Genomic DNA, 22,237 nt, shown 5'->3' on the forward strand with positions numbered 1-22,237 from the left:
GCGAGCGCCCCGGGGTCACCAGCGGGAGTGCACGTGCTCCGCGACGAGCTCGTCGTACACCTCGCGCACCGCGCGCTGCTGCTCCTGCGTCGGCGCCGGCAGGTCCGCGGCGGACGCGTTGCGCCGCGCCTGCTCGCCGTTGCGGGCGCCGGGGATGACGACGCTCACCCCCGGCTGCTCCACGATCCAGCGCAGCGCGAAACCCGCCAGCGGGGCGTCGCCGGCGACCGCCGCGAGGCGCTGCGCGGCCCGCACGCCCACCTCGAACGGAACCCCCGCGAACGTCTCGCCGACGTCGAACGCCGAGCCGTCCCGGTTGTAGCTGCGGTGGTCGTCGGCGGCGAACGTGGTGTTCTCGTCGTACTTGCCCGACAGCAGCCCGGAGGCCAGCGGGACCCGCACCACCACGCCCACCCCGGCCTCCGCCGCTGCGGGCAGGAACTCGGTGACCGGCTTGAGTCGCAGCGGGTTCAGGATGATCTGCACGCTCGCCACGTTCGGCCGCGCCACCGCCGCCAGGCCCTCGGCGACGGTCTCCACGGAGACGCCGTAGGCGGCGGTGCGGCCCTCCTGCACGAGCGTGTCCAGGGCGTCGAACACCGCGTCCGCGGCGTACACCTCCGGCGGCGGGCAGTGCAGCTGCACCAGGTCCAGCGTCTGCACCCCGAGGTTCTCGCGGCTGCGGTCGTTCCAGGCGCGGAAGTTCTCCAGCGAGTACGCGTCCGCGACGTGCGGGTCCGCGCGGCGGCCCATCTTCGTGGCCACGGTGACGCCCGCCGCGCCGCTCTCGCGCAGGAACCGCCCCACCAGGCGCTCGCTGCGCCCGTCGCCGTACACGTCGGCGGTGTCGAGGAACGTCACGCCCGCGTCGACGGCCGCGGCCAGCGTGGCCAGCGCGTCGTCCTCCCCGACCGTGCCCCAGTCCCCGCCGAGCTGCCAGCAGCCCAGCCCCACGACCCCGACCTGCCGGCCGGTCCTGCCCAGCGTCCTCGTCTGCACCCGCCGAACCCTACGCACGCCCCGCCCGCGCCGCAGGGCGGCGCTCACCCCGCCGAGGCGGTGAAGCGCGAGTCCGGGTCCAGCCGGGTGAGCAGCTTGCCGCCCAGCTCCTCGAGCGCGGCGACGTCCTCGCGCTCCAGCACGTCGAACACCAGCCGCCGCACCGCCTCCACGTGACCGGGCGCCGTGGCGACGATCTTGTCCCAGCCTGCGTCGGTGAGGACGGCGAACTGCCCGCGGCCGTCGGCGGGGTCGGCCTCCCGGCGCACCCAGCCGCGGTCCTCCAGCTTGCGCACCACGTGCGAGACGCGGGGCGGGGAGGAGTTGGTGCGCGCGGCGACGTCGCTCATGCGCAGCCGCCGCTCAGCGGACTCCGACAGCATCGCCAGCACGAGGTAGCCGGTGTGGGTGAGGTCGGCCTCGCGCTGCAGCTGCGAGTCCAGCGCGGCGGGCAGCAGGGTGAAGACCGCCGCCAGCTTCAGCCACGCGCGGCGCTCGTCCGCGTCCAGCCAGCGCGGCTCCGTCGCCGCCGGTCCTGCGTCTTCGTCCACGACCCCATCGTAGGAGTTGGTTGCCCGGACAACATGCCGGGCGGGGCGCCGGGGCGTCCCCGCTGAACCGCCGCGCACCCGGCCCCGTTGTGCGGTCGAGACCGCCGAGGTGTGCGGTCGAGACCGCCGAGGACGGGGGAGCGCCGTGACCACCACCAGCAGCGCCGGCACCGGCCGGCCGCCCGCGCACGGCCGCCGGAGCCGGTGGCCGTGGGTCCTGCTCGCCGTCGCGGCCGTGCTCGGCCTGCTCGCCGTGCTCGTCGGCCCCCGCGTGTACGCGCGGCTGCAGGAGGGCCGGGCCGCCGCGCCGCTGAGCCCCCCCGCCGCCGGGGCGAGCACCCCGACCGCCCCGGCCACCGACCCCGCCCTGGAGGGCACCTGGGCGGTGACCGGCGGGACCGCCGGCTACCGCGTCGACGAGGTCCTCAACGGGCAGGACGTCACCGTCACCGGCCGCACCGAGCAGGTCACCGGCGAGCTGACCGTCACCGGCGGCGAGCTCACCGCCGGCACCGTCGCCGTCGACCTCACCGCCGTCGCCACCGACTCCGCCAACCGCGACGGGCAGTTCCGCCGGCTCCTGGGCGTCGACGAGGACCCCACCGCCACCTTCACCCTCACCGGACCCGTCCCCCTCGGCGGGCTCGACGTCGGCGCCGTCCTGGCCGTCACCCTGCCCGGCACCCTGGCCGTCAACGGCAGGGAGGTCGCCGTGCGGGCCCTCGCCACCGTCGAGCGCGCCGCCGAGGACGCCGTCACCGTCACCGGCGCCGTCCCCCTCACCTGGTCCGACGTGGGCGTGCAGGCCCCGGACCTCGGGTTCGTCTCCGTGGAGGACACCGGCACCGTCGAGTTCGCCGTCACCGCGACCCCCGCCTGAGCGCCCCGCGCCCGGCACCGCCCGGCGCGCCGCACCCCGCCCGCCGCCTACCATCGGCGTTCGTGAGCGAGCAGGGGGACCAGCAGGAGCAGGACCAGCAGGACCAGCAGGAGCAGCGGCCGGTCGTGTTCGAGGGGCGCACCGGCGCCGCCCACCCGATCACCACCTACGGCACGCCCGTCCTGCACCGCCGCTGCACCGAGGTCACCGCCTTCGACGACGACCTCGTCCAGCTCGTCGCCGACATGTTCGCCTCCATGGCCGCCGCCGACGGCGTGGGCCTGGCCGCCAACCAGATCGGCGTGGACGCCCGCGTCTTCGTCGTCGACTGCCCCGACGAGGACGGCGAGCACGTCGTCGCCCACGTCGTGAACCCCGTCCTGCACCTGCCCACCGGCCGCAGGCGCCGCCTCGACGTCGACGACGAGGGGTGCCTGTCGGTGCCCGGCCAGTACGCCGAGCTGGGTCGCCCGGACCGCTCCGAGGTCACCGGCGTCGACGTGCACGGCGAGCCGGTGCGCATCGTCGGCACCGGCCTGCTGGCCCGCTGCCTGCAGCACGAGGTCGACCACCTCGAGGGCGTCGTCTACGTGGACCGGCTGCCCGCCGGCGAGCGCGTGGACGTCCTCACCGCCGCCGGGCTGCCCACCGAGCCGCGCCGGTGAGCCGCACCAGCCCCGTCGTCCTGGGCATCGAGTCCAGCTGCGACGAGACCGGCGCCGGCCTGGTCAGCGACGGCGTCCTGCTCGGCGACGCCCTGGCCTCCAGCATGGACGCCCACGCCCGCTACGGCGGCGTCGTGCCCGAGGTCGCCGCCCGCGCCCACCTGGAGGCCATGGTCCCCGTCGTGCGGCAGGCCCTCGACGCCGCCTCGCTGGACCTCGCGGACGTCGACGCCGTCGCCGTGACCGCCGGTCCCGGGCTGTCCACCGCCGTGCAGGTGGGGCTGGCCTCCGCGAAGGCGCTCGCCTTCGCCATCGGCAAGCCGCTCTACGGGGTGCACCACCTCGCCGGGCACGCCGCCGTCGACGTCCTCGAGCACGGGCCGCTGCCGGCGCGGTGCGTGGCGCTCGTCGTCTCCGGCGGCCACACCTCCCTGCTGCTGCTCGGCGACCTGGGCCGCGACCCGGTCGTGCACCTGGGCGACACCACCGACGACGCCGCCGGGGAGGCGTTCGACAAGGTCGCCCGCGTCCTGGGCCTGGGCTACCCCGGCGGCCCCGCGGTCGACCGCGCCGCCCGCGACGGCGACCCGCGCGCCATCGCCTTCCCGCGCGCGCTGTCCCGACCCCAGGACCCCGCCTACGGGTTCTCCTTCTCCGGGCTCAAGACCGCCGTGGCGCGCTGGGTGGAGGCCCGCACCGACGCCGGCGGGCAGGTGCCGGTGGCGGACGTGGCCGCCTCCTTCCAGGAGGCCGTCGCCGACGTCCTGACCCGCAAGGCCGTCGCGGCCTGCCGCGAGCACGGCGTCGGCACGCTCCTGCTCGTCGGGGGCGTCGCCGCGAACACCCGCGTCCGGTCGCTGGCCGAGGAGCGCTGCGCCGCCGCGGGCCTGGAGCTTCGGGTACCGCCGGTTCGGCTGTGCACCGACAACGGCGCCATGATCGCCGCCGTGGGGGACCTGCTCGTGCGCGCCGGAGCGCCCGCCTCACCGCTCTCGCTGGCCGCCGACCCCTCCGCACCGCTGACGGGGGCCCTGCTGTCCGGTCCCTGGGCCTGAGCGGGCACTCCCCGCCCGCACGGCTCGTTGACCGGCCGTGGCCATCGAATACTCGAAGAAGCGGAACGAGCCGGACCCCACGCCCTCCGGCGGCTCCGGCGGCGGGGTCTCCCTCAGCAAGGTGACGCTGACGAAGTCCGCGCCGAAGGTGTCGCTCACCAAGTCCGGCGGCGCCGGCGGCACGCTGAAGGTGCACCTGGCGTGGAACGCCCGCCCCGCGCAGGCGCCCTCCGGCGGCGGCGGGTTCCTCGCCAAGCTCAAGCAGGCCGCCTCCGGCGGCAGCGGGGGCATCGACCTCGACCTGGGCGCCCTGTACGAGTTCACCGACGGCTCCAAGGGCGTCGTGCAGGCCCTCGGCAACGCCTTCCGCGACCGCGGCCCCGGTGAGCCGCTGGTGTGGCTGGACGGCGACGACCGCACCGGCGGCGGCGGGGAGAACCTCTACGTCGACCTGCGCGACCCGTCCCGCCTGAAGCGGGTGCTGGTGTTCGCGTTCATCTACGAGGGTGTGCCGAACTGGGCCGCCGCCGACGGCGTGGTGACGCTGAAGCCGGCCAGCGGCCCCGAGATCGAGGTGCGCCTCGACGAGCACGACGACCGCTCGCCGATGTGCGCGATCGCGCAGATCGTCTCCGACGGGCGCGAGGTGTCCGTGCAGCGCGAGGTCCGCTACGTGCAGGGCGGGCAGCAGGCCCTGGACGAGGCGTACGGCTGGGGCATGCGCTGGCAGACCGGCCGCAAGTGAGCTGAGCACCCCCTGCCGCGGGCCTCAGGCCCGCGGCAGGGGCAGCGTCAGGACGGTCGCGCCGGACTCGTCGACCACCTCGAAGGCCGTGGCGTCCTGCCGCAGCACCGCCGCCTGCATGTCGCACGTCAGCTCACGCGCACCCACGCCGAGGAACTCCCCGGCCGGGCTGGTCGCCCCGTCCTCGGTGCGCACCAGCGCCCGGTAGGTGCGCCCCTCCTCGAAACCGGCCGCCTCGAACGTCACCTCCACCCCCCACGTGTGCGGCACCACGACCGCCGGGCCCGCGGCGCGCACGCCCTCCACCACCACCGTCAGGGGCAGCCGTTCCACCGCCACCGCGGGCGCCGGGTCCGGTCGCGTCAGCCCGTACGTCAGCCCGCCGGCCAGCACCGCCGCCGCCGCCGCGGCGGCCAGCGGCACCAGCACCGCCCGCAGCCGCCCGCGCCGCGCGTCGCGGCGCTCGCGCGCCGCGCGCAGCACCGACTCCTCGCGCACCGCGCCCAGCACCCGCTCGCCCAGCGCGCGCGGCGGTGCCGGCGGACCGGGCAACCGGGCCGGGTCGACCAGGCGCAGGTCGCCGGCGAGCGGCGCCAGCTCCGCCAGTTCCGCGCGGCAGCCCGCGCAGCCGTCCAGGTGCGCCCGCAGCTGCACGGCGTCCGCCTCCGGCAGCGCGCCCAGGGCGTGCAGGCCGAGCATCTCGCGCAGCTCGCGGTGCGTGCCCGCGTCCGTCACGGCTGCACCCCCATCTCGTCCATCGCCACCCGCAGCGCCTTCAGCCCGTAGAACACCCGGCTGCGCACGGTCCCCACCGGCACCCCCAGCTCGGCGGCCACCTCTCCCGGCGGCCGGTCGCGCAGGTACGTCTCCACGATCGCCGTGCGGTGCTCGTCGGACAGCCGGCGCAGCGCCTCCTCCACGACCCACCCGCGCATCAGCTGCTCGCCGGGGTCCTCGACGGGCTGCCCGGCACCGTCCCCGGCCGCGTCGGCCACGTCCGCCACGAGCGCACCCTGCCAGGGCCGGGCCCCCGCCGCGCGCACGTGGTCCAGCACGGCGTTGCGGGCGATGGCGAACAGCCACACCCGCAGGCTCGCCAGTGACGGGTCGTAGCGGTCCGCGGCCCGCCAGGCGCGCAGGAACGTCTCCTGCACGACGTCCTGCGCGGCGGCGGCGTCGCCCAGGGCGCGCAGCGCGAAGCGGTGCAGCTCGGCGCCGTGCGCCTCGTAGGCGCGCGCCACGTCCGCCTCGTCGTGCAGCCCGCCCGCGGCGGGCGGCACCGCGCGACGTCCCTGCCGCGGTCCCATCGCGCTCCTCGTCCTGGTGCCGGGGTGGTGCCGGTCGTCGTGCCGGGCCCGGCGGCCCGGCGGCCCCCCTCCGGCCGCCGGACCGCGATCGGGGTCAGCGCAGCTGCAGCGCCAGGTCCGTCACCGCCGCGCGCAGGTGGCCCTTCGCGGTGGCCTCGCCCGTCAGCAGGGACACCTCGTGCACGACGGTCCGGCCCGCGTGCTCCCCGGTGCCCGGGACGACCGCGTAGCCGGTGGTGCCGGCGATGTCGAACCCGGCGTCACCGGTCACGTCCACCCCCAGCGCCCCCGTGGCGGCCAGCGTGCCCGCGTTCGCGGGGGACTGCAGCGCCACCCGGTCGGTGGCGCCGTCGAGCACGAACAGCGTTGTCGCGGTGGACTCGTCGAGGTCGTTGTTCGTGTAGGCGGCGGCCACGACGCCGGTGGTGGTGCCCTCGGCCGGCGGGGTGCTCAGGGAGCCGTCCACGACGGTCGCCGCGCCGGGGGTGGCGAACGGCTGGCGCAGGTTCTGCCCCGTGTCGCTGACGACGCGCAGGGCGTTCGCGGCCGGGTTGAAGTCCACGCCGAAGCTGCTGCCCTCGAGCGGCACGCTCAGGCGCAGGACGGGCGTGGCGGTGGCGCGGTGCACGTCCAGCACGTACACGCCGCCGCGGTCGCCCACGCCGTAGACCTGCCGGTCCTGCACGCGCGCGTCGATGCCGACGAGCTTCGTGTCCCCCTGCAGGCCCGTCAGGGTGCCGGTCTCGCGCACCTGTCCGGGGTGGGTGGCGGAGAACGTGACGAGGCGGGTGCCGTCCACCAGGCCGACGGCGCGCAGGTTCCCGCCGCGCGCGCGCTCGGCGGAGCCCGCGTCCGCGGAGGCGGCGGCGGTGGGGACGAGGACGACGGCGGCTGCGGCTGCGGCTGCGGCGGCGGTGAGCGCGGTACGGGTTCGCACGGTTTCCTCCTGGTTGTCGTACCCGGCGTCCGTGCCGGGCTCGACGGTGCTTACGCGCCCCACCCCGCCCGCGTTCACCGCGCGCCGTCTTCTTCCTCCGCCCACCGCGGCGACGGGCGGACGGCGGCGGCCCGGGGAGGGCGTGGCGGTGGGTAGCGTGGCGGCCCGTGAGCGCCGCGCCGTCCCGCAGCACCTCCCCCACGGCGGCGGTCGCGATGGTGCTCGGCGCCGCCACCAGCGTGCAGGTCGGCGCCACCGCCGCCAGCGCCCTGTTCCCCGCCGTCGGCGCCACCGGCGCCGCGGCGCTGCGGCTGCTGCTCGCCGCCGTCGTCATGGCCCTGGCCGTGCGGCCGCGCGCGTGGCGGTGGGACCGCCGGCAGCTGGGCCTGTCCGCGGCCTTCGGCGCAGTGCTCGCCGCGATGAACACCTCCTTCTACGCCGCCCTCACCCACGTCCCCCTCGGCGTGGCCGTCACCTGCGAGTTCCTCGGGCCGCTGACCCTGTCCGCGGTGCTCACCCGCCGCCGCCGCGACCTCGTCTGGGTGGCGCTCGCCCTCGCCGGGGTCGTGGCGCTCGGCCTCGGCGGCGACGGCGAGGGCGGCGACCTGGAACCGGTGGGCGTGCTCCTGGCGCTGCTCGCCGGCGCCTTCTGGGCCGGGTACGTCCTGCTCAGCTCCCGGGTGGGAGCGGCCGTGCCCGGGCAGGGCGGCCTCGCCGTCGCCAGCGTCGTGGCCGGGGCCCTCGTGCTGCCGCTGGGCGCCGCCACCGCCGGCACCGACCTGCTGCACCCGCACGTGCTGCTGCTCGGCCTGGCCGCCGCCCTGATGTCCTCGGTGCTGCCGTACTCGCTGGAACTGGTGGCGCTGCGCCGCCTGCCCGAGCGCACCTTCGGGGTCCTGCTCAGCCTGGAACCGGCCATCGCCGCCCTCGTGGGGTGGCTGCTGCTGTCCCAGGGGCTGCCCGCCACGTCCGTGCTGGCCATCGCCGTCGTCGTGGTCGCCAGCGCCGGGGCCACCGCCACCGCCCGCCGCGGCGAACCCGCCGCCGGGGGCGCCCTCGCCGATCCCGGTGTCGCCACGCACGGGCAGCGCCGGGACGGATAGCCTCGCACCGCGGCCGCGCCCCGCGGCCCGCAGCAGCGTTTGTCGAGGAGGACGACGATGACCACGACCGAGGGCACACCGCCGGTGCAGACGGTCGCCCCCGACCCGGAGTTCGCCGCCCAGGCCGTCGCGCAGGCCGACCTCTACGAGCGGGCCGCCGCCGACCGCCTGGGTTTCTGGGCCGAGCAGGCGCGCGAGCACGTCACCTGGGACACCGACTTCGACCAGGTGCTCGACTGGTCGAACGCGCCGTTCGCGAAGTGGTTCGTCGGTGGCCGGCTCAACGTCGCCGTCAACTGCGTGGACCGCCACGTCGCCGCCGGCAACGGCGACCGCGTCGCGATCCACTTCGAGGGCGAGCCCGGCGACACCACGTCCCTCACCTACGCCCAGCTGCAGGAACAGGTCTCCCGCGCCGCCAACGCCCTGGCCGCCCTCGGCGTCGGCGCGGGCGACCGCGTCGCGATCTACCTGCCGATGCTGGTGGAGTCCGTCGTCGCGATGCTGGCCTGCGCGCGCCTGGGCGCACCGCACTCGGTGGTCTTCGGCGGGTTCTCCGCCGACGCGCTGCACTCGCGCATCGTCGACGCCGAGGCGAAGGTCGTCATCACCTGCGACGGCAGCTACCGCCGCGGCAAGCCCACCACCCTCAAGCCCGCCGTGGACGCGGCGCTCGCCAAGGGCGCCCCCAGCGTCACGAACGTGCTCGTCGTCAAGCGCAACGGCGAGGACGTGGACTTCACCGAGGGCCGCGACGTGTGGTGGCACGAGGCCCTGGAGGCCGCGAGCCCCGAGCACGAGGCGCAGGCGTTCGACGCCGAGCAGCCGCTGTTCATCCTCTACACCTCCGGGACCACCGGGAAGCCCAAGGGCATCCTGCACACCTCCGGCGGGTACCTCGTCCAGACCGCGTTCACCTTCCGCAACGTCTTCGACATCCGCCCCGAGCGCGACGTGTACTGGTGCACCGCCGACGTCGGCTGGGTCACCGGACACAGCTACGTGGTCTACGGGCCCCTCGCCGCCGGCGCCACCCAGGTGGTCTACGAGGGCACCCCCGACACCCCCGACAAGGACCGCTGGTGGTCCATCGTCGAGAAGCACCGCGTCACCGTGCTCTACACCGCCCCCACCGCGATCCGCACCTGCATGAAGTGGGGCGAGGAGTACCCCGCCCGCCACGACCTGTCCAGCCTGCGGGTGCTGGGGAGCGTGGGGGAGAACATCAACCCCGAGGCGTGGAACTGGTACCGCCGCGTCATCGGCGGGAACCGCACCCCCATCGCCGACACCTGGTGGCAGACCGAGACCGGCGCCCACATGATCGCCCCGCTGCCGGGCGTGACGACCCTCAAGCCCGGCTCGGCGCAGGTGCCCGTCCCCGGCGTGGTCGCGGAGGTCGTCGACGACGCCGGCGAGCCCGTCGGGCACGGCCGGGCCGGGTACCTCGTCCTCACCGAGCCGTGGCCGTCGATGCTGCGCGGCATCTGGGGCGACGAGCAGCGCTTCAAGGACACCTACTGGGCGCGCTTCCCGGGCCGGTACTTCGCCGGCGACGGCGCCAAGCGCGACGACGACGGCGACATCTGGCTGCTCGGCCGCGTCGACGACGTCATGAACGTCTCCGGGCACCGGCTGTCCACCGCCGAGATCGAGTCCGCGCTCGTCTCGCACCCGGACGTCGCCGAGGCCGCCGTCGTCGGCGCCACCGACGAGACCACCGGCCAGGCCGTCGTCGCGTTCGTCATCCTGCGCGGCGGGCACGAGCAGGGCCCCGACACGGTCGCGGACCTGCGCGAGCACGTCGGCAAGGAGATCGGCCCCATCGCCAAGCCGAAGTCGATCATGGTGGTGGCGGAGCTGCCGAAGACCCGCTCCGGCAAGATCATGCGGCGGCTGCTGCGCGACGTCGCCGAGCACCGTCCCACCGGAGACGTCACCACCCTGACCGACTCCTCGGTCATGGACTCCATCCGCTCGGGCATGAGCGCGGGGGACTGACCCGGGTCCCGACCCGCACAGCACCTCCACCGCACCCGCCCCGGGTCCCGGCCCGGGGCGGGTGCGCGTCCGGCACCCTCGGAGTCGTGCACCGAGCCAGCGCCTCCCGCTCCCGCCGCACCGCCGGTGCGCTCGCCACCGCCGCCCTGGGCGCCGCGGCCGTCGTGGTCGCCGCTCCCGGGTGGTTCGGCCTGGCGGGACAGCCGCCGTTCGTGTGGGCGGTGCCGTTCCGGGTCCCGCTCGGTCTGGGCCTGGCGACCGTCGCCGGCGCCGCCGGCCTGGTGGGGCTGCGCCGGCGGGGGGCGCTGCCGGCGGCCGCCGCCGTCGCCGCGGTCGCCGTCGCCTCGCTGACCGCCACCGCCCACCGCGGGCTGTCCGCCGGTGAGCTGCCGCCCGCCCGCGACGGCGACCTCACCGTCGTGGCCTCCAACGTCCTGCACGCGCGCGCCGACCGGGGCGCGGTGGCCTCCCTCGTCGCGGACACCGGCGCGCAGGTCGTGTCCCTGCCCGAGGCGACCCGCGCCTACGCCGAGGACGTCGCGGCGCGGGTGGAGGCCGCCTCCGGCCGTCGCCTTCAGGTCTTCTTCGCCGCCGACGGGGGCGAGGGACGGGAGGGCACCGCGCTGCTCGTGGCCGCCGAGCTGGGCGAGTACCGGCAGACCGACGACTTCGCCAGCTCGCCCACCGCCGTCACCACCGCCGTGCCGGTGGACGGCGACGGCCCGCCGCTGGCCGCGGTGCACACCTCCGCGCCCGTGCCCGAGCTGCTCGGGGAGTGGTCCCGGGAGGTGCCCGCCGTGGCGCAGTGGTGCGCCGGGCACCCCGGGGCGCTGGTCGCCGGCGACTTCAACGCCACCCTCGACCACCCCGGCCTGGGACTGCCCGGCGGGTGCGTCGACGCGGGGGCGAGCACCGGCACCGGCGCGCGCGGCACCTGGCCGGTGGACGTGCCGGCCCTGCTGGGCGCCACGATCGACCACGCCCTGGCCGACGGCTCGGCGTGGAGCGCGGTGGGCACGGTCGTGCGGGAGGTGCCGGGGACCGACCACCGCGCCCTCGTGGCCCGCTGGCGCCCCGTCCCCTGACCCGCCGCCGCCCGCGGCGCGGGCGAGCGGGACGGGTCACCGCGGGTGCGGGGGAGGGCGCGTTCCGGTGACGGCGGTGCTCCGCAGGGAGGACGGCCGCCGCGACGGCGGGGGATCTTGCGCCGAACGCCCCCCGAACGGGGGGCGCTCCCCTAGTCTCGGCTCCGGTCGTCGCTCGTCCCCCTGTACGAGAGCGACCTCGGCGTCGCCGCCGGTCCCCCCCCCGGCGGCGACGCGCCCCGCGCCCCGCACCCGCGCGCCCGCACCGGCCGCCCCGTAGGGTTCTCCCGGCACACCGGCACCGCGCGCGGTGGCAGTGAGGAGGACCCATGACAACCACGGACGGCCGCGGGGCCACGGCGGCGTCGGCGGTGAAGGCGCCCACCGCGCCCGAACGCACCGTCGGCCAGCTCGTCGCCGACGCCACCAAGGACGTGTCCGAGCTGGTGCGCTACGAGGTGGCCCTGGCCAAGGCCGAGATCACCGCCGACGTCAAGAACGGCGCCCTGGGCGGCGCGCTGTTCGCGGTGGCCGGCGTCTTCGGCTTCGTCGCGTTCGTGTTCCTCGGCGTCACCGTCGCCTACGCCCTCGTCGAGGGGGCCGGCTGGCCGGTCTGGCTGGCGTTCCTGGTGGTGGCCGTCGCGATGCTGCTGGTCGCCGGCGCCCTGGCCGCCGTCGGGTTCGGGCGCGTGAAGAAGGTCGGCCCGCCGCAGCGCACCATCCGCTCCACCAAGGAGACCATCGCCGCGGTCAAGGCCTCGGCCTCCGGCAAGCCCGTCGCCAAGACGATCCCCGGCTCCTCGGCCGGTCGCCCGAGCATCGGGCACTGACGCGGCCGCCGTGGCCGCACCCGCCACCGACGTCTCGGCGGTCCTCGTCGAGGGGCCGTGGCAGCACCGCCTCGTCGCGGCCCACGGCGCCCGCTTCCACGTCGCGGAGCTGGGCAGCGGCCCGGCGGTGCTGCTGCTGCACGACTTCCCGCAGTTCTGGTGGGCCTGGCGCTCCCAGCTCGTCGCGCTGGCCGCTGCCGGCTACCGGGCCGTCGCCATGGACCTGCGCGGCTACGGCGCCAGCGACAAGCCGCCGCGCGGCTACGACACGTCCACCTCCGCCGCGGACGTCGCGGCGCTGGTGCGGGCCCTGGGCGAGCGCGACGCGTTCGTCGTGGGGCACGGGGTGTCGGGGCGCACCGCGTGGGCGCTGCCGTCGCTGCACCCCGAGCAGGTGCGCGGCATCGCCGTCGTGGGCGCCGCGCACCCGCTGCTGTCGCGGCAGGTGCTGCGCGAGCGGGTCCGCCGCACCACGGGTGCCGGCGCGGGCCTGCGCACGACGGCCGCGGCGCTGACCCGCCAGCTGCCGCTCCTGCCGGAGCACCGCCTCCTGAACGGTGACGGCGTGGAGCAGGTGCTGCGGGCGCGCTCGGCCCCCGGGTGGCCGCCGCCGGAGGACGTGCAGCGCTACACCGAGGCGATCCGGGTGCCGTTCGTGGCGCACTCGGCGCTGGAGTACCACCGCTGGATCGCGCGCTCGGCGGTGCGCGCTGACGGCCGGCGCCTGGCGGCGGCGCTGCGCGGGGGCGTGCGGGTGCCGGTGCTGCAGGTGCGCGGCGAGCTGGACCCCACGGTCGGCACGGCCGCGCTGGAGGCCGCGGAGCGCTACGCGCACGGCCCGCACCGCGTGGTGCAGGTGCCCGGCGCCGGTCACCACGTGCCGGAGGAGGCGCCCGAGCGCCTCACCGCCGTCCTCGCCGGCTGGCTGGCCCGCTTCTGACCCGCCCCGCTTCTGACCCGCCCCGCCTGCCCTCCCCCTTCCCCGCCGAAGCCATCGCTTCGGCGGGGAAGAGGGGGAGGACCGGGAAGGGGAGGAGCGGGGAGGGAGGGGAGGGTGGTCGGGTCACTCGGCGGTGCAGGCCCCGGTGGGCACCTCGGCCCGGGACGAGCCCGCCCCGGCGAGCACCGCGTCCAGCTCCACCGGTGTCAGCGCGTACCCCGTGTACGCGTCGTCCAGGCTCTTGGCGAACACGACGCCGGCGACGCGGCCGTCCTCGGTGAGCAGCGGACCGCCCGAGTTGCCCGGCTGCACCTGCGAGTACACCGAGTACACCCGGCGCAGCACGGTGGCCGAGTCGTAGACGTCGCGGCCCTGCGCGCTGACCACCTCCCGCACCCGCGCGGTCGCCAGCGTGTACGGCCCGTCCAGCGGGAAGCCCGCCACGACGGCGGCGGCCCCGCGCTCCAGCTCCGGTGCGCGCGGCAGCGCCGCCGCGGCCAGGCCCGGCACGTCCAGCACCGCCAGGTCGCGGGCGGGGTCGTACGCCACGACGGTCGCGGGGTAGCGCCGCCCCGCGCCCTGCGGCTGCACGAGCGGGTCGTCCACGCCCGCCACGACGTGCGCGTTGGTCACCACCCGCGCCGAGCCGTCCAGCCGCTCCGCGACGAACCCGCTGCCCTCCAGCCCGCGCGAGCAGTCGTCCGCCACACCGGTGACCTTCACGACGCTGCCCTGCGCGGCCCGCAGGCCGGGGGTGTCCGGGACGCTGGAGGCCGGCGGTTCCACCGGGGCGATGGGCTCGGTGTCCAGCCCGGCGAACACGCGCGGGAAGCCGGTGGCGCGCGCCGCCGACCAGAACCGCCCCACGAGGGAGGCGGCGTCGGCGGGCACCGCGGCGTCCACCGCCGCAACCACGCGCGAGCCCGTCACCGCCGAGACCACCGCCGGCAGCGGCGCGGTGCGCGCCGCGCCGGCCACCACCCACACCACCAGCAGGGTCGCCACGGCGCCCGCCAGGGCACCCAGCAGGGAGTCCGCCAGCCGCGCCGGCCGCCACCGCACCAGCCGCCGCAGCCGCAGCGCCACCGCCCCCAGCACGAGCCGGCCCACCACCGCCAGCACGACCGTGCCCACGACCACGACCAGCGCCGAGCGCACCCCGGCGGGCCAGCCGTCCACGACGCGCGGCAGCGCGACGATCCCGGCGGCCGCACCGCCGACCAGGCCGACCAGGCTCGCCAGCCCCACCAGCAGCCCCTCGCGGTACCCGGCGACGAGCTGCACCAGCAGCAGCAGCACCAGCAGCACGTCCAGCACGGCGGAGCCGCTCACGCCCCCGCCCACCGCAGCGCCTCCTCCAGGTCCACCTCGGCGCCACCGGCCGCGACCGCCGCCGGCAGCAGCCCGCCGAGGTCGAGCACCCGCACGAGGACCTCCGCGGTGAAGCCCCACACCAGCAGACCGCGCACGGCGAACGCCGGTCCGCGGTAGCCGCCGGGGCCGCGCAGGCGCCGCACCGCCGCCGGGGCCAGCAGCTCGGCCAGCGGCACCCGCTCCACGCGGGCGACCTCCGCGGGGTCGAGCACCCCCACGGGGCCCGGCGCGCGCCAGTGCGCCACCACCGGCGTCACCGCGTGCCGCGAGTGCGCCAGCAGCAGCGGCGGCAGCTCACCGAGGACGTCCACGCCCGCGGGGTCCAGGCCGGTCTCCTCCGCCGCCTCGCGCAGCGCGGTCGCGGCGGGGGAGGGGTCGGCGGGGTCGCTGCGCCCGCCGGGGAAGGCGACCTGGCCGGAGTGCTGGCGCAGGGTGCCGGCGCGCTCGGTGAGGAGGACCTCGGGACCGGCGGGACCGTCGGCGAACAGCACGAGCACGGCGGCGGGGCGGGCGGCGACGTCCGCCCCGCGGCGGTCCTCGCGCCAGTCCAGGTCGGCCGTGGTGACGGTGGGCAGCCGCCCGGCGAGCGGGTGCAGCCAGCCGGGCAGCGGACGCACCGCGCTCACGGGGCGACCGGGGCCGCTGCCGCTGCCGCTGCGGCGGCGGCCGCGTCCGCCACGGGCGCGGCGGGGCCGCGCACCAGCTTCGCCGCGCGCACGGGGTCGGTCTCGCCGGTGCCGTACGAGGGGCACAGCCGCGCCACCGGGCACGCCCCGCACGCGGGCCTGCGGCTGTGGCAGGTGCGCCGGCCGTGGAAGATCATCCGGTGGTTGAACATCGTCCAGCCACCGCGCTCGATCAGCAGGGCCAGGTCGGACTCCACCTTCACCGGGTCCTCGTGGCGGGTGAACCCCAGCCGGCGCGACAGGCGACCCACGTGGGTGTCGACCGTCAGCCCCGGCACCCCGAAGGCGTCGCCGAGGACGACGTTGGCGGTCTTGCGCCCCACGCCCGGCAGCCGCACGAGGTCCTCCAGCCGCGGCGGCACCCGCCCGCCGTGGTCGGCCACCAGCGCCGCCGACAGCCGCAGCAGCGCGTCGGCCTTGGCGCGGAAGAAGCCGGTGGGTTGCACGACGGCCTCCAGCTCGGCCCGGTCCGCGCCCGCCAGGTCCGCCGGTCCGGGCCAGCGGGCGAACAGCCGCGGCGTCACCGTGTTCACGCGGGCGTCGGTGCACTGCGCCGACAGCACGGTGGCCACCAGCAGCTGGAAGGGCGTGGTGAAGTCCAGCTCGCAGTGCGCGTCGGGGTAGCGCTCGGCCAGCAGCCGGTGCACCTTGCGGGCGCGGCGGGTGCGGGCCAGCGGGCTCTCGCCGTCGGCGTCGAGGGCGGGCCTGCGCGTGCTGCTCACACCGTCGAGGTTACGTGCCGGCGCCGACACCGCCCCGGCGCGAGCGGGTGACCGCGCCCGGCGAGCGGGTGACGCCGCCGGTGCGCGCGGGTGACGTCGGCGTGCGCGCGGGTGACGCGCGCACCGCGGGCGTCAAGGCGGGTCGCGCGCCGGACGACACGAGGCCCATGCCAGGACGAGACGGGTCCCCGCTGGACCCGACCACCGCCACCGCCACCGCCGCGGCACCAGCACCCGGGGGGGACCTGCCCGGGCGCCTCCCCGGCGCCCTCCCGGGCGCCCTGCACGACCTGCTCGCCGGCGCGCTCGCCGACGTCCCCGACACCGAGCCGCGCGACGCCGCGCTGGTGGACCACGAGCTGCAGGAGCTGCCGCTGCTGGCCCTGCGCCGCCGCCGCGAGCTGCTGCTGGAGGAGCTCCGCCGGGCCGGGCACTGGTCGCGCCTGGTGCGCGCCCGCCGCGACCTGCTCGTCGCCGCGGCCGTGGGCGCCGAGGCGCTGGAGGTGCCCGTGGAGGCCGGCGCGCACGGAGGGCCCCTGGAGGCGCACCTGGCCGCGCACCTGCCGGCCGCCGCGTCCGGCCTGCCCGTGGCCGACCCCAACCACCTGCTGCGCGGCCTGGTCCTGCCCGGCGGGGGCAGCGCCTCCGGGGAGGTCGTCGACCAGCTGCACGCCCTGGCTGCGGCCGCCCGCCGCCTGGGCGCCTACGAGGACGCCCTGGAGGCGGAGCTGGAGCTGGTCACCGACGTCCTGCTGCGCCGCTACCGCGCGCTGGTCGCACCGGGGCACCGGGCGCGCTGACGCGCCCGGCGCGACCGCCCGAGCTTCCGGCGGTCCGGTGCGGCAGACTGAGTCGCGGTGTGCGTCCAGCCGGGGCGCGCGCAGCCGCACAGGGAGGTTCCTCGGTGGAGCACGCGCACAGCGACGGCGTCGCGGACGCCGAGAGCCTGGGGGACGTGGTCCGCCGCGCGCCGCTGTTCGCCGCCCTCGACGACGACTCCTCCGCCGAGCTGCTGCAGTCCATGGAGGCGGTCCACCTCGAGCGCGGGGAGCAGGTGTTCGCCGAGGGCGAGCCCGGCGACCGCGTGTACGTGGTGCGCACCGGCAAGATCAAGCTGGTGCGCAGCTGGCCCGACGGCCGCGAGAACCTGCTGGCCGTCATGGGGCCGGGGGAGATGTTCGGGGAGCTGTCCCTGTTCGACCCGGGCCCGCGCACCAGCTCGGCGCGCGCGGTCTCCGAGGCCGACCTCATCGCCCTGCAGCACGACGACATGATGGCGTGGCTGACGCGCCGCCCCGAGGTCGCCAAGCACCTGCTGCAGGCGCTGGCGCAGCGGCTGCGCCGCACCAACGTCACCCTGGCCGACCTCGTCTTCACCGACGTTCCGGGCCGCGTCGCCAAGGCCCTGCTGGACCTGTCGCGCCGCTTCGGGCGGCCCATCGCCGACGGTCTGCTGGTGGCGCACGACCTCACCCAGGAGGAGCTCGCCCAGCTGGTGGGCGCCTCCCGCGAGACGGTGAACAAGGCCCTGGCGGACTTCGCCTCCCGCGGCTGGCTGCGCCTGGAGGCGCGCGCCGTGGTGCTGCACGACGTCGAGCGGCTCACCCGCCGCGCCCGCTGACCCGTTCAGCCGGGCAGGTCCACCCCGAGGTGCGTCAGGTGCGCGCGCACCGAGGAGCGCGCGGCCTCCGCCAGCGGCCCGGTCAGCGGTCCGTGCACGGCCGTGGCGACGGCCCCCACGTCCGCGGCGCCGCTCTCCACCGCCGCCCGCACCTGCTCCAGCCGCTCCAGGCGGTGCGCGAGCTGCGCGGCCAGGGCGGCGCGCGCGTCGGTGCGGGCAGGTCCGTGCCCGGGCAGCAGGACGTCCACGCCCTCCTCGGCGGCCAGCGCCAGCAGCCGCCGCAGGGACGACAGGTGCGCGCCGAGGTCGCCGTCGGCGGCCAGCGCGGTGCTGCCGCGACCCAGCACGGTGTCGCCGGTCAGCAGGGAGCTCTCGCCCCCCACCAGCAGCGACAGCGAGTCGGCGGTGTGGCCGGGGGTGCGCAGCGCCCGCAGCCGCAGGCCGTCCACGTCCAGGGCGGTGCCGTCGCCGACGTCGGCGGCGCGCAGCACGCGCGGCGCGCCGGCACCCGCCGCGAAGGCCTCCAGACCGCCGGCGTGGTCGTCGTGGTGGTGGGTGGTGACGACCAGCGCGCAGCGCAGGCCGCGGCGGGCCAGCTCGCCCAGGACGGCTGCGCGGTGCCCGGCGTCGTCCGCGCCGGGGTCGACGACGACCCCCTCGCGCGCACCCGGCTCGGCGAGCACCCACGTGTTGGTGCCCTCCAGCGTCATCGGCCCGGCGTCGGGGGCGAGGACGCAGGTGGCCCGGTCGGTGACCGGGCCACCGGCCCACGCGTCGCGGCCGCGGCGGGTCAGGAGCGCACCCGCACGGTGACCTCGACCTCCACGGGCGAGTCGAGGGGCAGCACGCTCACGCCCACGGCGCTGCGGGCGTGCCGGCCGGCGTCGCCGAACACCTCGCCGAGCAGCCCGCTGGCGCCGTCGGCGACGGCGGGCTGCCCGGTGAACGCCGGGTCGCTGGCCACGAACACCACGACCTTCACGACGGCCTCGATGGCGTCGAGCCCCCCGGCGGCGCTCGCGGCGGCGGCCACGGCGTTCAGCGCGCACGTGCGGGCGAGCTGCTGGGCGCTCACGGGGTCGACGAGGCCCTCGCCCCGGCCCACCTTGCCGGTCAGCGGCAGCTCGCCGCCGGTGAACGGCAGTTGACCGGAGGTGTGCACGAGGTCGCCGGACCGCACGGCCGGGACGTAGGCCGCCACGGGGGCCGGCACGTCCGGCAGCGTCAGGCCGAGCCCGGCCAGGCGCTCGGAGTGCGTGGTGCTCACGCGCCGGTGGGGCGCTTGAGGTAGGCGACGAGGCCGTTGCCGTCCGGGCCGGTCACCACCTGCACGAGCTCCCAGCCGTCGGAGCCCCACTGGTCCAGGATCTGCTTCGTCGCGTGGACGATGAGCGGGACGGTCGCGTACTCCCAGGTCGTCATGGCCGCCACCGTAGTGGCGCCGGTGCCGGCGCGGGGGGCGGCCGTCCCGCCGGGCCGCCTCAGACGGCCTGCAGCACGTCCGCGTCGTCCACCTCGTCCGCACCGGCGGGGGCGCTGGTGCCCGAGCCGGTCAGGGTGCCGGCGGCGGTGGCCAGGTGCGCGTCGCGCGCTGCCTCCAGCAACCTGCGCCAGGAACCCACGTTCGGGCGGCGCTTGAGCAGCGCGCGGCGTTCCCGCTCGGTCATGCCGCCCCACACGCCGAACTCCACGCGGCTGTCGAGGGCGTCGGCGAGGCACTCGGTGCGCACCGGGCACCCCCCGCAGATCGCCTTGGCGCGGTTCTGCGCCGAACCCTGCACGAACAGCTCGTCGGCCACCGCGGACTTGCACGCTCCGCGACCGGCCCACTCCAACGTCCAGACCATCGACGGTCCCTCCCCGTCACGCCCCCTCGCGGACCACCGCGCGGTGCGGTGGTTCCCCCCGGAGGGGACGACCCTGTGAATCCCCCTGATGCCCCGATGAGGGGCGTCCCAGCAGCGTAGGGTCGCGCGGCCGCTCGGCGTCAGAGCCATTCGGTACCAGAACGGGTAGTCCGTTGGAGCTAGTGGCGGTCACCGCGCGTGCCCGCTGCCCCTCTGCGGGGGGACGTGCCGGGCGCTGGGGGCCGGGCACGTGTGGAGTCCTCGTGGAGGACCCGCGGCGGCGGGGTCCTGTCACCTGCGCCCCTTACCCTGCTGGTATGGCGTCTGGTTCCACGCACCGCCCGGTCTTCCGCCTGCTCGGTGCCTTCACGGCGGTGAGCGCTGCCGCGGGAGTGCTGGCGGCGGGCCTCCTCGTGCCCGCCGTGGCGGCCACGGGGGGCGCCGCGCGCATGGGTGTGGAGGTTTTCAACGAGCTGCCCTCCGACCTCGGCGACCAGCAGCTGTCCGAGGCCACGACGATCCTGTGGGCGGACGGCTCGGTCATGGCGCGCGTGTACGACCAGAACCGCTCGGTCGTCTCCTTCGACCAGATCGCCCCGGTGATGCGCGAGGCGATCGTCGCCATCGAGGACGCCCGCTTCTACGAGCACGGCGCCGTGGACGTCAAGGGCATCGCCCGGGCGCTGGTGAGCAACGTCGGCGGCGGCGGCACGCAGGGTGCTTCCACGCTGACGCAGCAGTACGTGAAGAACGTGCTGGTGGAGCAGGCGGTGGAGGAGGGCGACGCCGAGGCCGCCGCCGCCGCGGTGGAGGCCGACGGCGTGGACGGCTACGCCCGCAAGCTGCGCGAGATGAAGCTCGCGGTGGGCGTGGAGAAGGAGATGAGCAAGGAGGAGATCCTCGCCGCCTACCTGAACGTCGCGTACTTCTACAACAACGTGTACGGCGTCGAGGCCGCCGCGCAGTACTACTTCTCCAAGCCGGCCTCGGAGCTGGTGCTGCACGAGGCGGCCCTGCTGGCCGGCCTGGTGCAGAACCCCGCCGGCTACAACCCGGTGGAGAAGGAGGAGGCGGCGATCGGCCGCCGCAACGTCGTGCTGGACCGCATGCTCGAGCTCGGCAAGATCGACCAGGCCGCCCACGACGAGGCCGCGGCCGCGCCGCTGGGCCTGGCGCTGCAGCGGTCGCGGCAGGGGTGCATGGCGGCGGAGTCGGCCGCGTACTTCTGCTCCTACGTCACCCACGTCATCGCGAAGGACCCCGCGTTCGGCGAGACGGTGGAGGAGCGCGAGGAGCTGCTGCGCCGCGGCGGCCTGACCATCACCACGACGCTGGACCCGGCCGTGCAGCGCATCGCGCAGGAGGCGGTGAACGCGGGCGTGAACCCGGGCCAGGCGGTGCGCTCGGCGGCGTCCGTGGTGGAGCCGGGCACGGGGAAGATCCTCGCGATGGCGCAGGACACCACGTACTCGCCGGACGACGACGTCATCGGCCAGACCACGCTGAACTACAACGTCAGCAAGGACATGGGAGGTACGGCAGGGTTCCAGCAGGGCTCCACGTTCAAGCCCTTCACGCTCGCCGCCTGGCTGAAGTCGGGCCGCTCCCTGGACTCGGTGGTGGCATCGCCCAGCCGAGGCAACGACCCCTTCAGCGCCTTCACGCGTTGCGGGCAGAAGCTCCGTGGTGACACGTACCCGTACGGCAACTCCGAGGCCAGCAGCTCCGGCTCGATGACGGTGCGCGAGGCGACGGCGAAGTCCGTCAACACGGCTTACGTCTCGATGGAGAAGCAGCTCGACCTGTGCGACATCGCTGCGACCGCCCAGTCGCTCGGCGTCTACAAGGGAGCCCCCAGCCCTGAGGACACGACCGGTCCCGACACGCTGGAACTGGACCGCTTGCCGTCGATGACGCTGGGAACCAACCAGGTGACACCCCTGGCCGTTGCCGGCGCCTACGCGGCGTTCGCCGCCGAGGGCACCTTCTGCAAGCCGACCGCCATCGCCGAGGTTCTCGACACCGAGGGCAACCCGCTGCCGGTGCCGTCCGCGGACTGCAAGCAGGTGCTGGACCCCAACGTGGCGCGCAACGTCACCGAAGCGCTGGAAGGGGGTTGGCAGAGCGGCACCGGCGCTCCGGTGCGGCGCCTCGGACAGCTCGACGGCCGCCCCGTGGCGAGCAAGACCGGTACCACGAACGACAGCCAGAACGTCTGGTTCGCTGCCTACACCCCGCAACTCGCCGCCGCGGTGTGGGTCGGGCACCACCAGGGCGTCAAGTCGCTGAACGGCGAGCGCATCAACGGCAAGCGCTACCGCCGCGTGTACGGCTCGACGATCCCCGGCCCGATCTGGGCGAACATCGTCGGCCCGGCCTCGGAGGCGCTGAACCTGCCGGTGAAGGACTTCACCCCCGGCACCAACGAGGGCCTGCGCACCACGACCACCAACAACCGCGTGAAGGTGCCGAACGTCGTCGGCCGCAGCGTCTCCTCCGCCACCAGGACGCTGGAGAACGCCGGGTTCGAGGTCAGCGTGTCCTCGCGGCGGGTGACGTCGTCGGTGGGTGAGGGCCTGGTGGCGCGGCAGAGCGCCACGTCCGCGCGGCCGGGTTCGACGATCACCCTGACCCGCAGCGCCGGCGCCCCCGCTCCCGAGCCCGAGGAGACCACCGAGGCGCCGGAGCCCACCACCCAGGCGCCGACCCCCACCGGGTCGGCGGCCGCGACCGGCGTGGAACTGCCCGCGGAGGTCGCCGAGGGGCTGGAGGAGCTGCGCTCGATGCTGCCGACGCCGGACGGCGCCGAGCGCTGACGGCGGGCCGGCGAGCGGCCGGCAGACGACGGGGGTGGGGGGGGGGGCGCGCGCGGCCCCGCGCCCGCGAGCC

Annotated in this window: 24 protein-coding genes; 12 read left to right on the top strand and 12 right to left on the bottom strand. The window is 76.6% G+C overall.

What is annotated here, in order from left to right; genetic code table 11:
* Positions 1 to 15 precede the first annotated feature (15 nt).
* Entirely contained in the window at positions 16 to 999 is a 984-nt protein-coding gene (locus ACRYR8_RS06445) for an aldo/keto reductase (protein WP_432483329.1), read from the bottom strand.
* A 44-nt stretch (positions 1,000 to 1,043) separates the two neighbouring features.
* The gene (locus ACRYR8_RS06450) at positions 1,044 to 1,550 is read right to left on the bottom strand and encodes a MarR family winged helix-turn-helix transcriptional regulator (RefSeq protein ID WP_432483331.1); all 507 of its coding nucleotides are present in this window, start codon (positions 1,548 to 1,550) and stop codon (positions 1,044 to 1,046) included.
* Positions 1,551 to 1,695: 145 nt separating this feature from the next.
* Between ACRYR8_RS06450 and ACRYR8_RS06455 the strand changes: the two genes are divergently transcribed.
* From ACRYR8_RS06455 to ACRYR8_RS06470, 4 genes are all read left to right on the top strand, one after another.
* Positions 1,696 to 2,430 (top strand): YceI family protein, encoded by a 735-nt coding sequence (locus ACRYR8_RS06455; RefSeq protein ID WP_432483333.1) that lies wholly within the window; start codon positions 1,696 to 1,698, stop codon positions 2,428 to 2,430.
* A gap of 125 nt (positions 2,431 to 2,555) precedes the next feature.
* Entirely contained in the window at positions 2,556 to 3,095 is a 540-nt protein-coding gene (def, locus tag ACRYR8_RS06460) for a peptide deformylase (protein WP_432483369.1), read from the top strand.
* Positions 3,092 to 4,150, top strand: coding sequence for a tRNA (adenosine(37)-N6)-threonylcarbamoyltransferase complex transferase subunit TsaD (gene tsaD, locus ACRYR8_RS06465; protein ID WP_432483335.1), 1,059 nt, complete (start codon positions 3,092 to 3,094; stop codon positions 4,148 to 4,150). The genes def and tsaD overlap by 4 nt, the downstream gene beginning before the upstream one ends.
* A gap of 37 nt (positions 4,151 to 4,187) precedes the next feature.
* Positions 4,188 to 4,895, top strand: a complete 708-nt coding sequence (locus tag ACRYR8_RS06470; RefSeq protein WP_432483337.1) for a TerD family protein — start codon at positions 4,188 to 4,190, stop codon at positions 4,893 to 4,895.
* A 24-nt stretch (positions 4,896 to 4,919) separates the two neighbouring features.
* Here the strand turns inward: ACRYR8_RS06470 and ACRYR8_RS06475 are convergent, their stop codons facing one another.
* The 3 genes from ACRYR8_RS06475 to ACRYR8_RS06485 all read right to left on the bottom strand — a co-directional run bounded on the left by ACRYR8_RS06475 (position 4,920) and on the right by ACRYR8_RS06485 (position 7,139).
* Entirely contained in the window at positions 4,920 to 5,630 is a 711-nt protein-coding gene (locus ACRYR8_RS06475; protein WP_432483339.1) for a zf-HC2 domain-containing protein, read from the bottom strand.
* Positions 5,627 to 6,202: a sigma-70 family RNA polymerase sigma factor gene (locus ACRYR8_RS06480; protein WP_432483341.1), complete on the bottom strand. Its 576-nt coding sequence runs from the start codon at positions 6,200 to 6,202 to the stop codon at positions 5,627 to 5,629. The genes ACRYR8_RS06475 and ACRYR8_RS06480 overlap by 4 nt, the downstream gene beginning before the upstream one ends.
* Positions 6,203 to 6,296: 94 nt before the next feature.
* Entirely contained in the window at positions 6,297 to 7,139 is an 843-nt protein-coding gene (locus ACRYR8_RS06485; protein WP_432483343.1) for a DUF4394 domain-containing protein, read from the bottom strand.
* Positions 7,140 to 7,306: 167 nt separating this feature from the next.
* Here ACRYR8_RS06485 and ACRYR8_RS06490 point away from each other — a divergent pair, with 167 nt between their 5' ends.
* The 5 genes from ACRYR8_RS06490 to ACRYR8_RS06510 all read left to right on the top strand — a co-directional run bounded on the left by ACRYR8_RS06490 (position 7,307) and on the right by ACRYR8_RS06510 (position 13,098).
* On the top strand, positions 7,307 to 8,242 hold the full coding sequence (locus tag ACRYR8_RS06490) for an EamA family transporter (protein WP_432483345.1): 936 nt from the start codon (positions 7,307 to 7,309) through the stop codon (positions 8,240 to 8,242).
* 57 nt (positions 8,243 to 8,299) lie between these two features.
* On the top strand, positions 8,300 to 10,243 hold the full coding sequence (gene acs, locus ACRYR8_RS06495) for an acetate--CoA ligase (protein ID WP_432483347.1): 1,944 nt from the start codon (positions 8,300 to 8,302) through the stop codon (positions 10,241 to 10,243).
* An 86-nt stretch (positions 10,244 to 10,329) separates the two neighbouring features.
* Positions 10,330 to 11,328 (top strand): endonuclease/exonuclease/phosphatase family protein, encoded by a 999-nt coding sequence (locus ACRYR8_RS06500; RefSeq protein WP_432483349.1) that lies wholly within the window; start codon positions 10,330 to 10,332, stop codon positions 11,326 to 11,328.
* A 329-nt stretch (positions 11,329 to 11,657) separates the two neighbouring features.
* Complete coding sequence (locus ACRYR8_RS06505; protein ID WP_432483350.1) at positions 11,658 to 12,158, top strand: phage holin family protein; 501 nt, start codon at positions 11,658 to 11,660, stop codon at positions 12,156 to 12,158.
* Between the two features lie 10 nt (positions 12,159 to 12,168).
* Complete coding sequence (locus tag ACRYR8_RS06510) at positions 12,169 to 13,098, top strand: alpha/beta fold hydrolase (RefSeq protein ID WP_432483351.1); 930 nt, start codon at positions 12,169 to 12,171, stop codon at positions 13,096 to 13,098.
* A 123-nt stretch (positions 13,099 to 13,221) separates the two neighbouring features.
* Here ACRYR8_RS06510 and ACRYR8_RS06515 read toward each other — a convergent pair whose 3' ends face one another.
* The 3 genes from ACRYR8_RS06515 to nth are packed head-to-tail and all read right to left on the bottom strand — an operon-like array spanning position 13,222 to position 15,880.
* Positions 13,222 to 14,430 (bottom strand): MarP family serine protease, encoded by a 1,209-nt coding sequence (locus ACRYR8_RS06515; RefSeq protein WP_432483353.1) that lies wholly within the window; start codon positions 14,428 to 14,430, stop codon positions 13,222 to 13,224.
* Positions 14,427 to 15,098, bottom strand: a complete 672-nt coding sequence (locus ACRYR8_RS06520; RefSeq protein WP_432483355.1) for an NUDIX hydrolase — start codon at positions 15,096 to 15,098, stop codon at positions 14,427 to 14,429. The genes ACRYR8_RS06515 and ACRYR8_RS06520 overlap by 4 nt, the downstream gene beginning before the upstream one ends.
* Positions 15,095 to 15,880 carry an endonuclease III gene (gene nth / locus ACRYR8_RS06525; protein ID WP_432483357.1) on the bottom strand — a complete coding sequence of 262 codons (786 nt, stop codon included), beginning with the start codon at positions 15,878 to 15,880 and terminating at the stop codon, positions 15,095 to 15,097. The genes ACRYR8_RS06520 and nth overlap by 4 nt, the downstream gene beginning before the upstream one ends.
* Before the next feature lie 167 nt (positions 15,881 to 16,047).
* Here nth and ACRYR8_RS06530 point away from each other — a divergent pair, with 167 nt between their 5' ends.
* Positions 16,048 to 16,680 (top strand): hypothetical protein, encoded by a 633-nt coding sequence (locus tag ACRYR8_RS06530; RefSeq protein WP_432483359.1) that lies wholly within the window; start codon positions 16,048 to 16,050, stop codon positions 16,678 to 16,680.
* A gap of 146 nt (positions 16,681 to 16,826) precedes the next feature.
* Positions 16,827 to 17,501 carry a Crp/Fnr family transcriptional regulator gene (locus ACRYR8_RS06535; RefSeq protein WP_432483371.1) on the top strand — a complete coding sequence of 225 codons (675 nt, stop codon included), beginning with the start codon at positions 16,827 to 16,829 and terminating at the stop codon, positions 17,499 to 17,501.
* A 5-nt stretch (positions 17,502 to 17,506) separates the two neighbouring features.
* On the opposite strand, the gene ACRYR8_RS06540 is transcribed toward ACRYR8_RS06535, so the two are convergent.
* The 4 genes from ACRYR8_RS06540 to ACRYR8_RS06555 all read right to left on the bottom strand — a co-directional run bounded on the left by ACRYR8_RS06540 (position 17,507) and on the right by ACRYR8_RS06555 (position 19,348).
* Positions 17,507 to 18,211 (bottom strand): MBL fold metallo-hydrolase, encoded by a 705-nt coding sequence (locus ACRYR8_RS06540; RefSeq protein ID WP_432483361.1) that lies wholly within the window; start codon positions 18,209 to 18,211, stop codon positions 17,507 to 17,509.
* An 80-nt stretch (positions 18,212 to 18,291) separates the two neighbouring features.
* Complete coding sequence (locus ACRYR8_RS06545) at positions 18,292 to 18,768, bottom strand: RidA family protein (RefSeq protein WP_432483363.1); 477 nt, start codon at positions 18,766 to 18,768, stop codon at positions 18,292 to 18,294.
* Positions 18,765 to 18,923 (bottom strand): Sp36 family protein, encoded by a 159-nt coding sequence (locus ACRYR8_RS06550; RefSeq protein ID WP_166611200.1) that lies wholly within the window; start codon positions 18,921 to 18,923, stop codon positions 18,765 to 18,767. The genes ACRYR8_RS06545 and ACRYR8_RS06550 overlap by 4 nt, the downstream gene beginning before the upstream one ends.
* A gap of 59 nt (positions 18,924 to 18,982) precedes the next feature.
* On the bottom strand, positions 18,983 to 19,348 hold the full coding sequence (locus tag ACRYR8_RS06555) for a WhiB family transcriptional regulator (RefSeq protein ID WP_432483365.1): 366 nt from the start codon (positions 19,346 to 19,348) through the stop codon (positions 18,983 to 18,985).
* Positions 19,349 to 19,665: 317 nt separating this feature from the next.
* On the opposite strand from ACRYR8_RS06555, the gene ACRYR8_RS06560 reads away from it, so the two are divergent.
* Positions 19,666 to 22,164 carry a penicillin-binding protein gene (locus ACRYR8_RS06560; RefSeq protein ID WP_432483367.1) on the top strand — a complete coding sequence of 833 codons (2,499 nt, stop codon included), beginning with the start codon at positions 19,666 to 19,668 and terminating at the stop codon, positions 22,162 to 22,164.
* Positions 22,165 to 22,237: the final 73 nt, after the last annotated feature.

It is taken from the genome of Kineococcus esterisolvens (genome assembly GCF_050871405.1).
Classification (GTDB): Bacteria; Actinomycetota; Actinomycetes; order Actinomycetales; family Kineococcaceae; genus Kineococcus.

Coding starts and splice junctions, on each gene's coding strand:
- ACRYR8_RS06540 (WP_432483361.1), bottom strand. CDS start 18,211: ATGACGCTGGAGGGCACCAACACGTGGGTGCTCGCCGAGCCGGGTGCG.
- ACRYR8_RS06505 (WP_432483350.1), top strand. CDS start 11,658: ATGACAACCACGGACGGCCGCGGGGCCACGGCGGCGTCGGCGGTGAAG.
- ACRYR8_RS06550 (WP_166611200.1), bottom strand. CDS start 18,923: ATGACGACCTGGGAGTACGCGACCGTCCCGCTCATCGTCCACGCGACG.
- ACRYR8_RS06555 (WP_432483365.1), bottom strand. CDS start 19,348: ATGGTCTGGACGTTGGAGTGGGCCGGTCGCGGAGCGTGCAAGTCCGCG.
- ACRYR8_RS06530 (WP_432483359.1), top strand. CDS start 16,048: ATGCCAGGACGAGACGGGTCCCCGCTGGACCCGACCACCGCCACCGCC.
- ACRYR8_RS06480 (WP_432483341.1), bottom strand. CDS start 6,202: ATGGGACCGCGGCAGGGACGTCGCGCGGTGCCGCCCGCCGCGGGCGGG.
- acs (WP_432483347.1), top strand. CDS start 8,300: ATGACCACGACCGAGGGCACACCGCCGGTGCAGACGGTCGCCCCCGAC.
- ACRYR8_RS06560 (WP_432483367.1), top strand. CDS start 19,666: ATGGCGTCTGGTTCCACGCACCGCCCGGTCTTCCGCCTGCTCGGTGCC.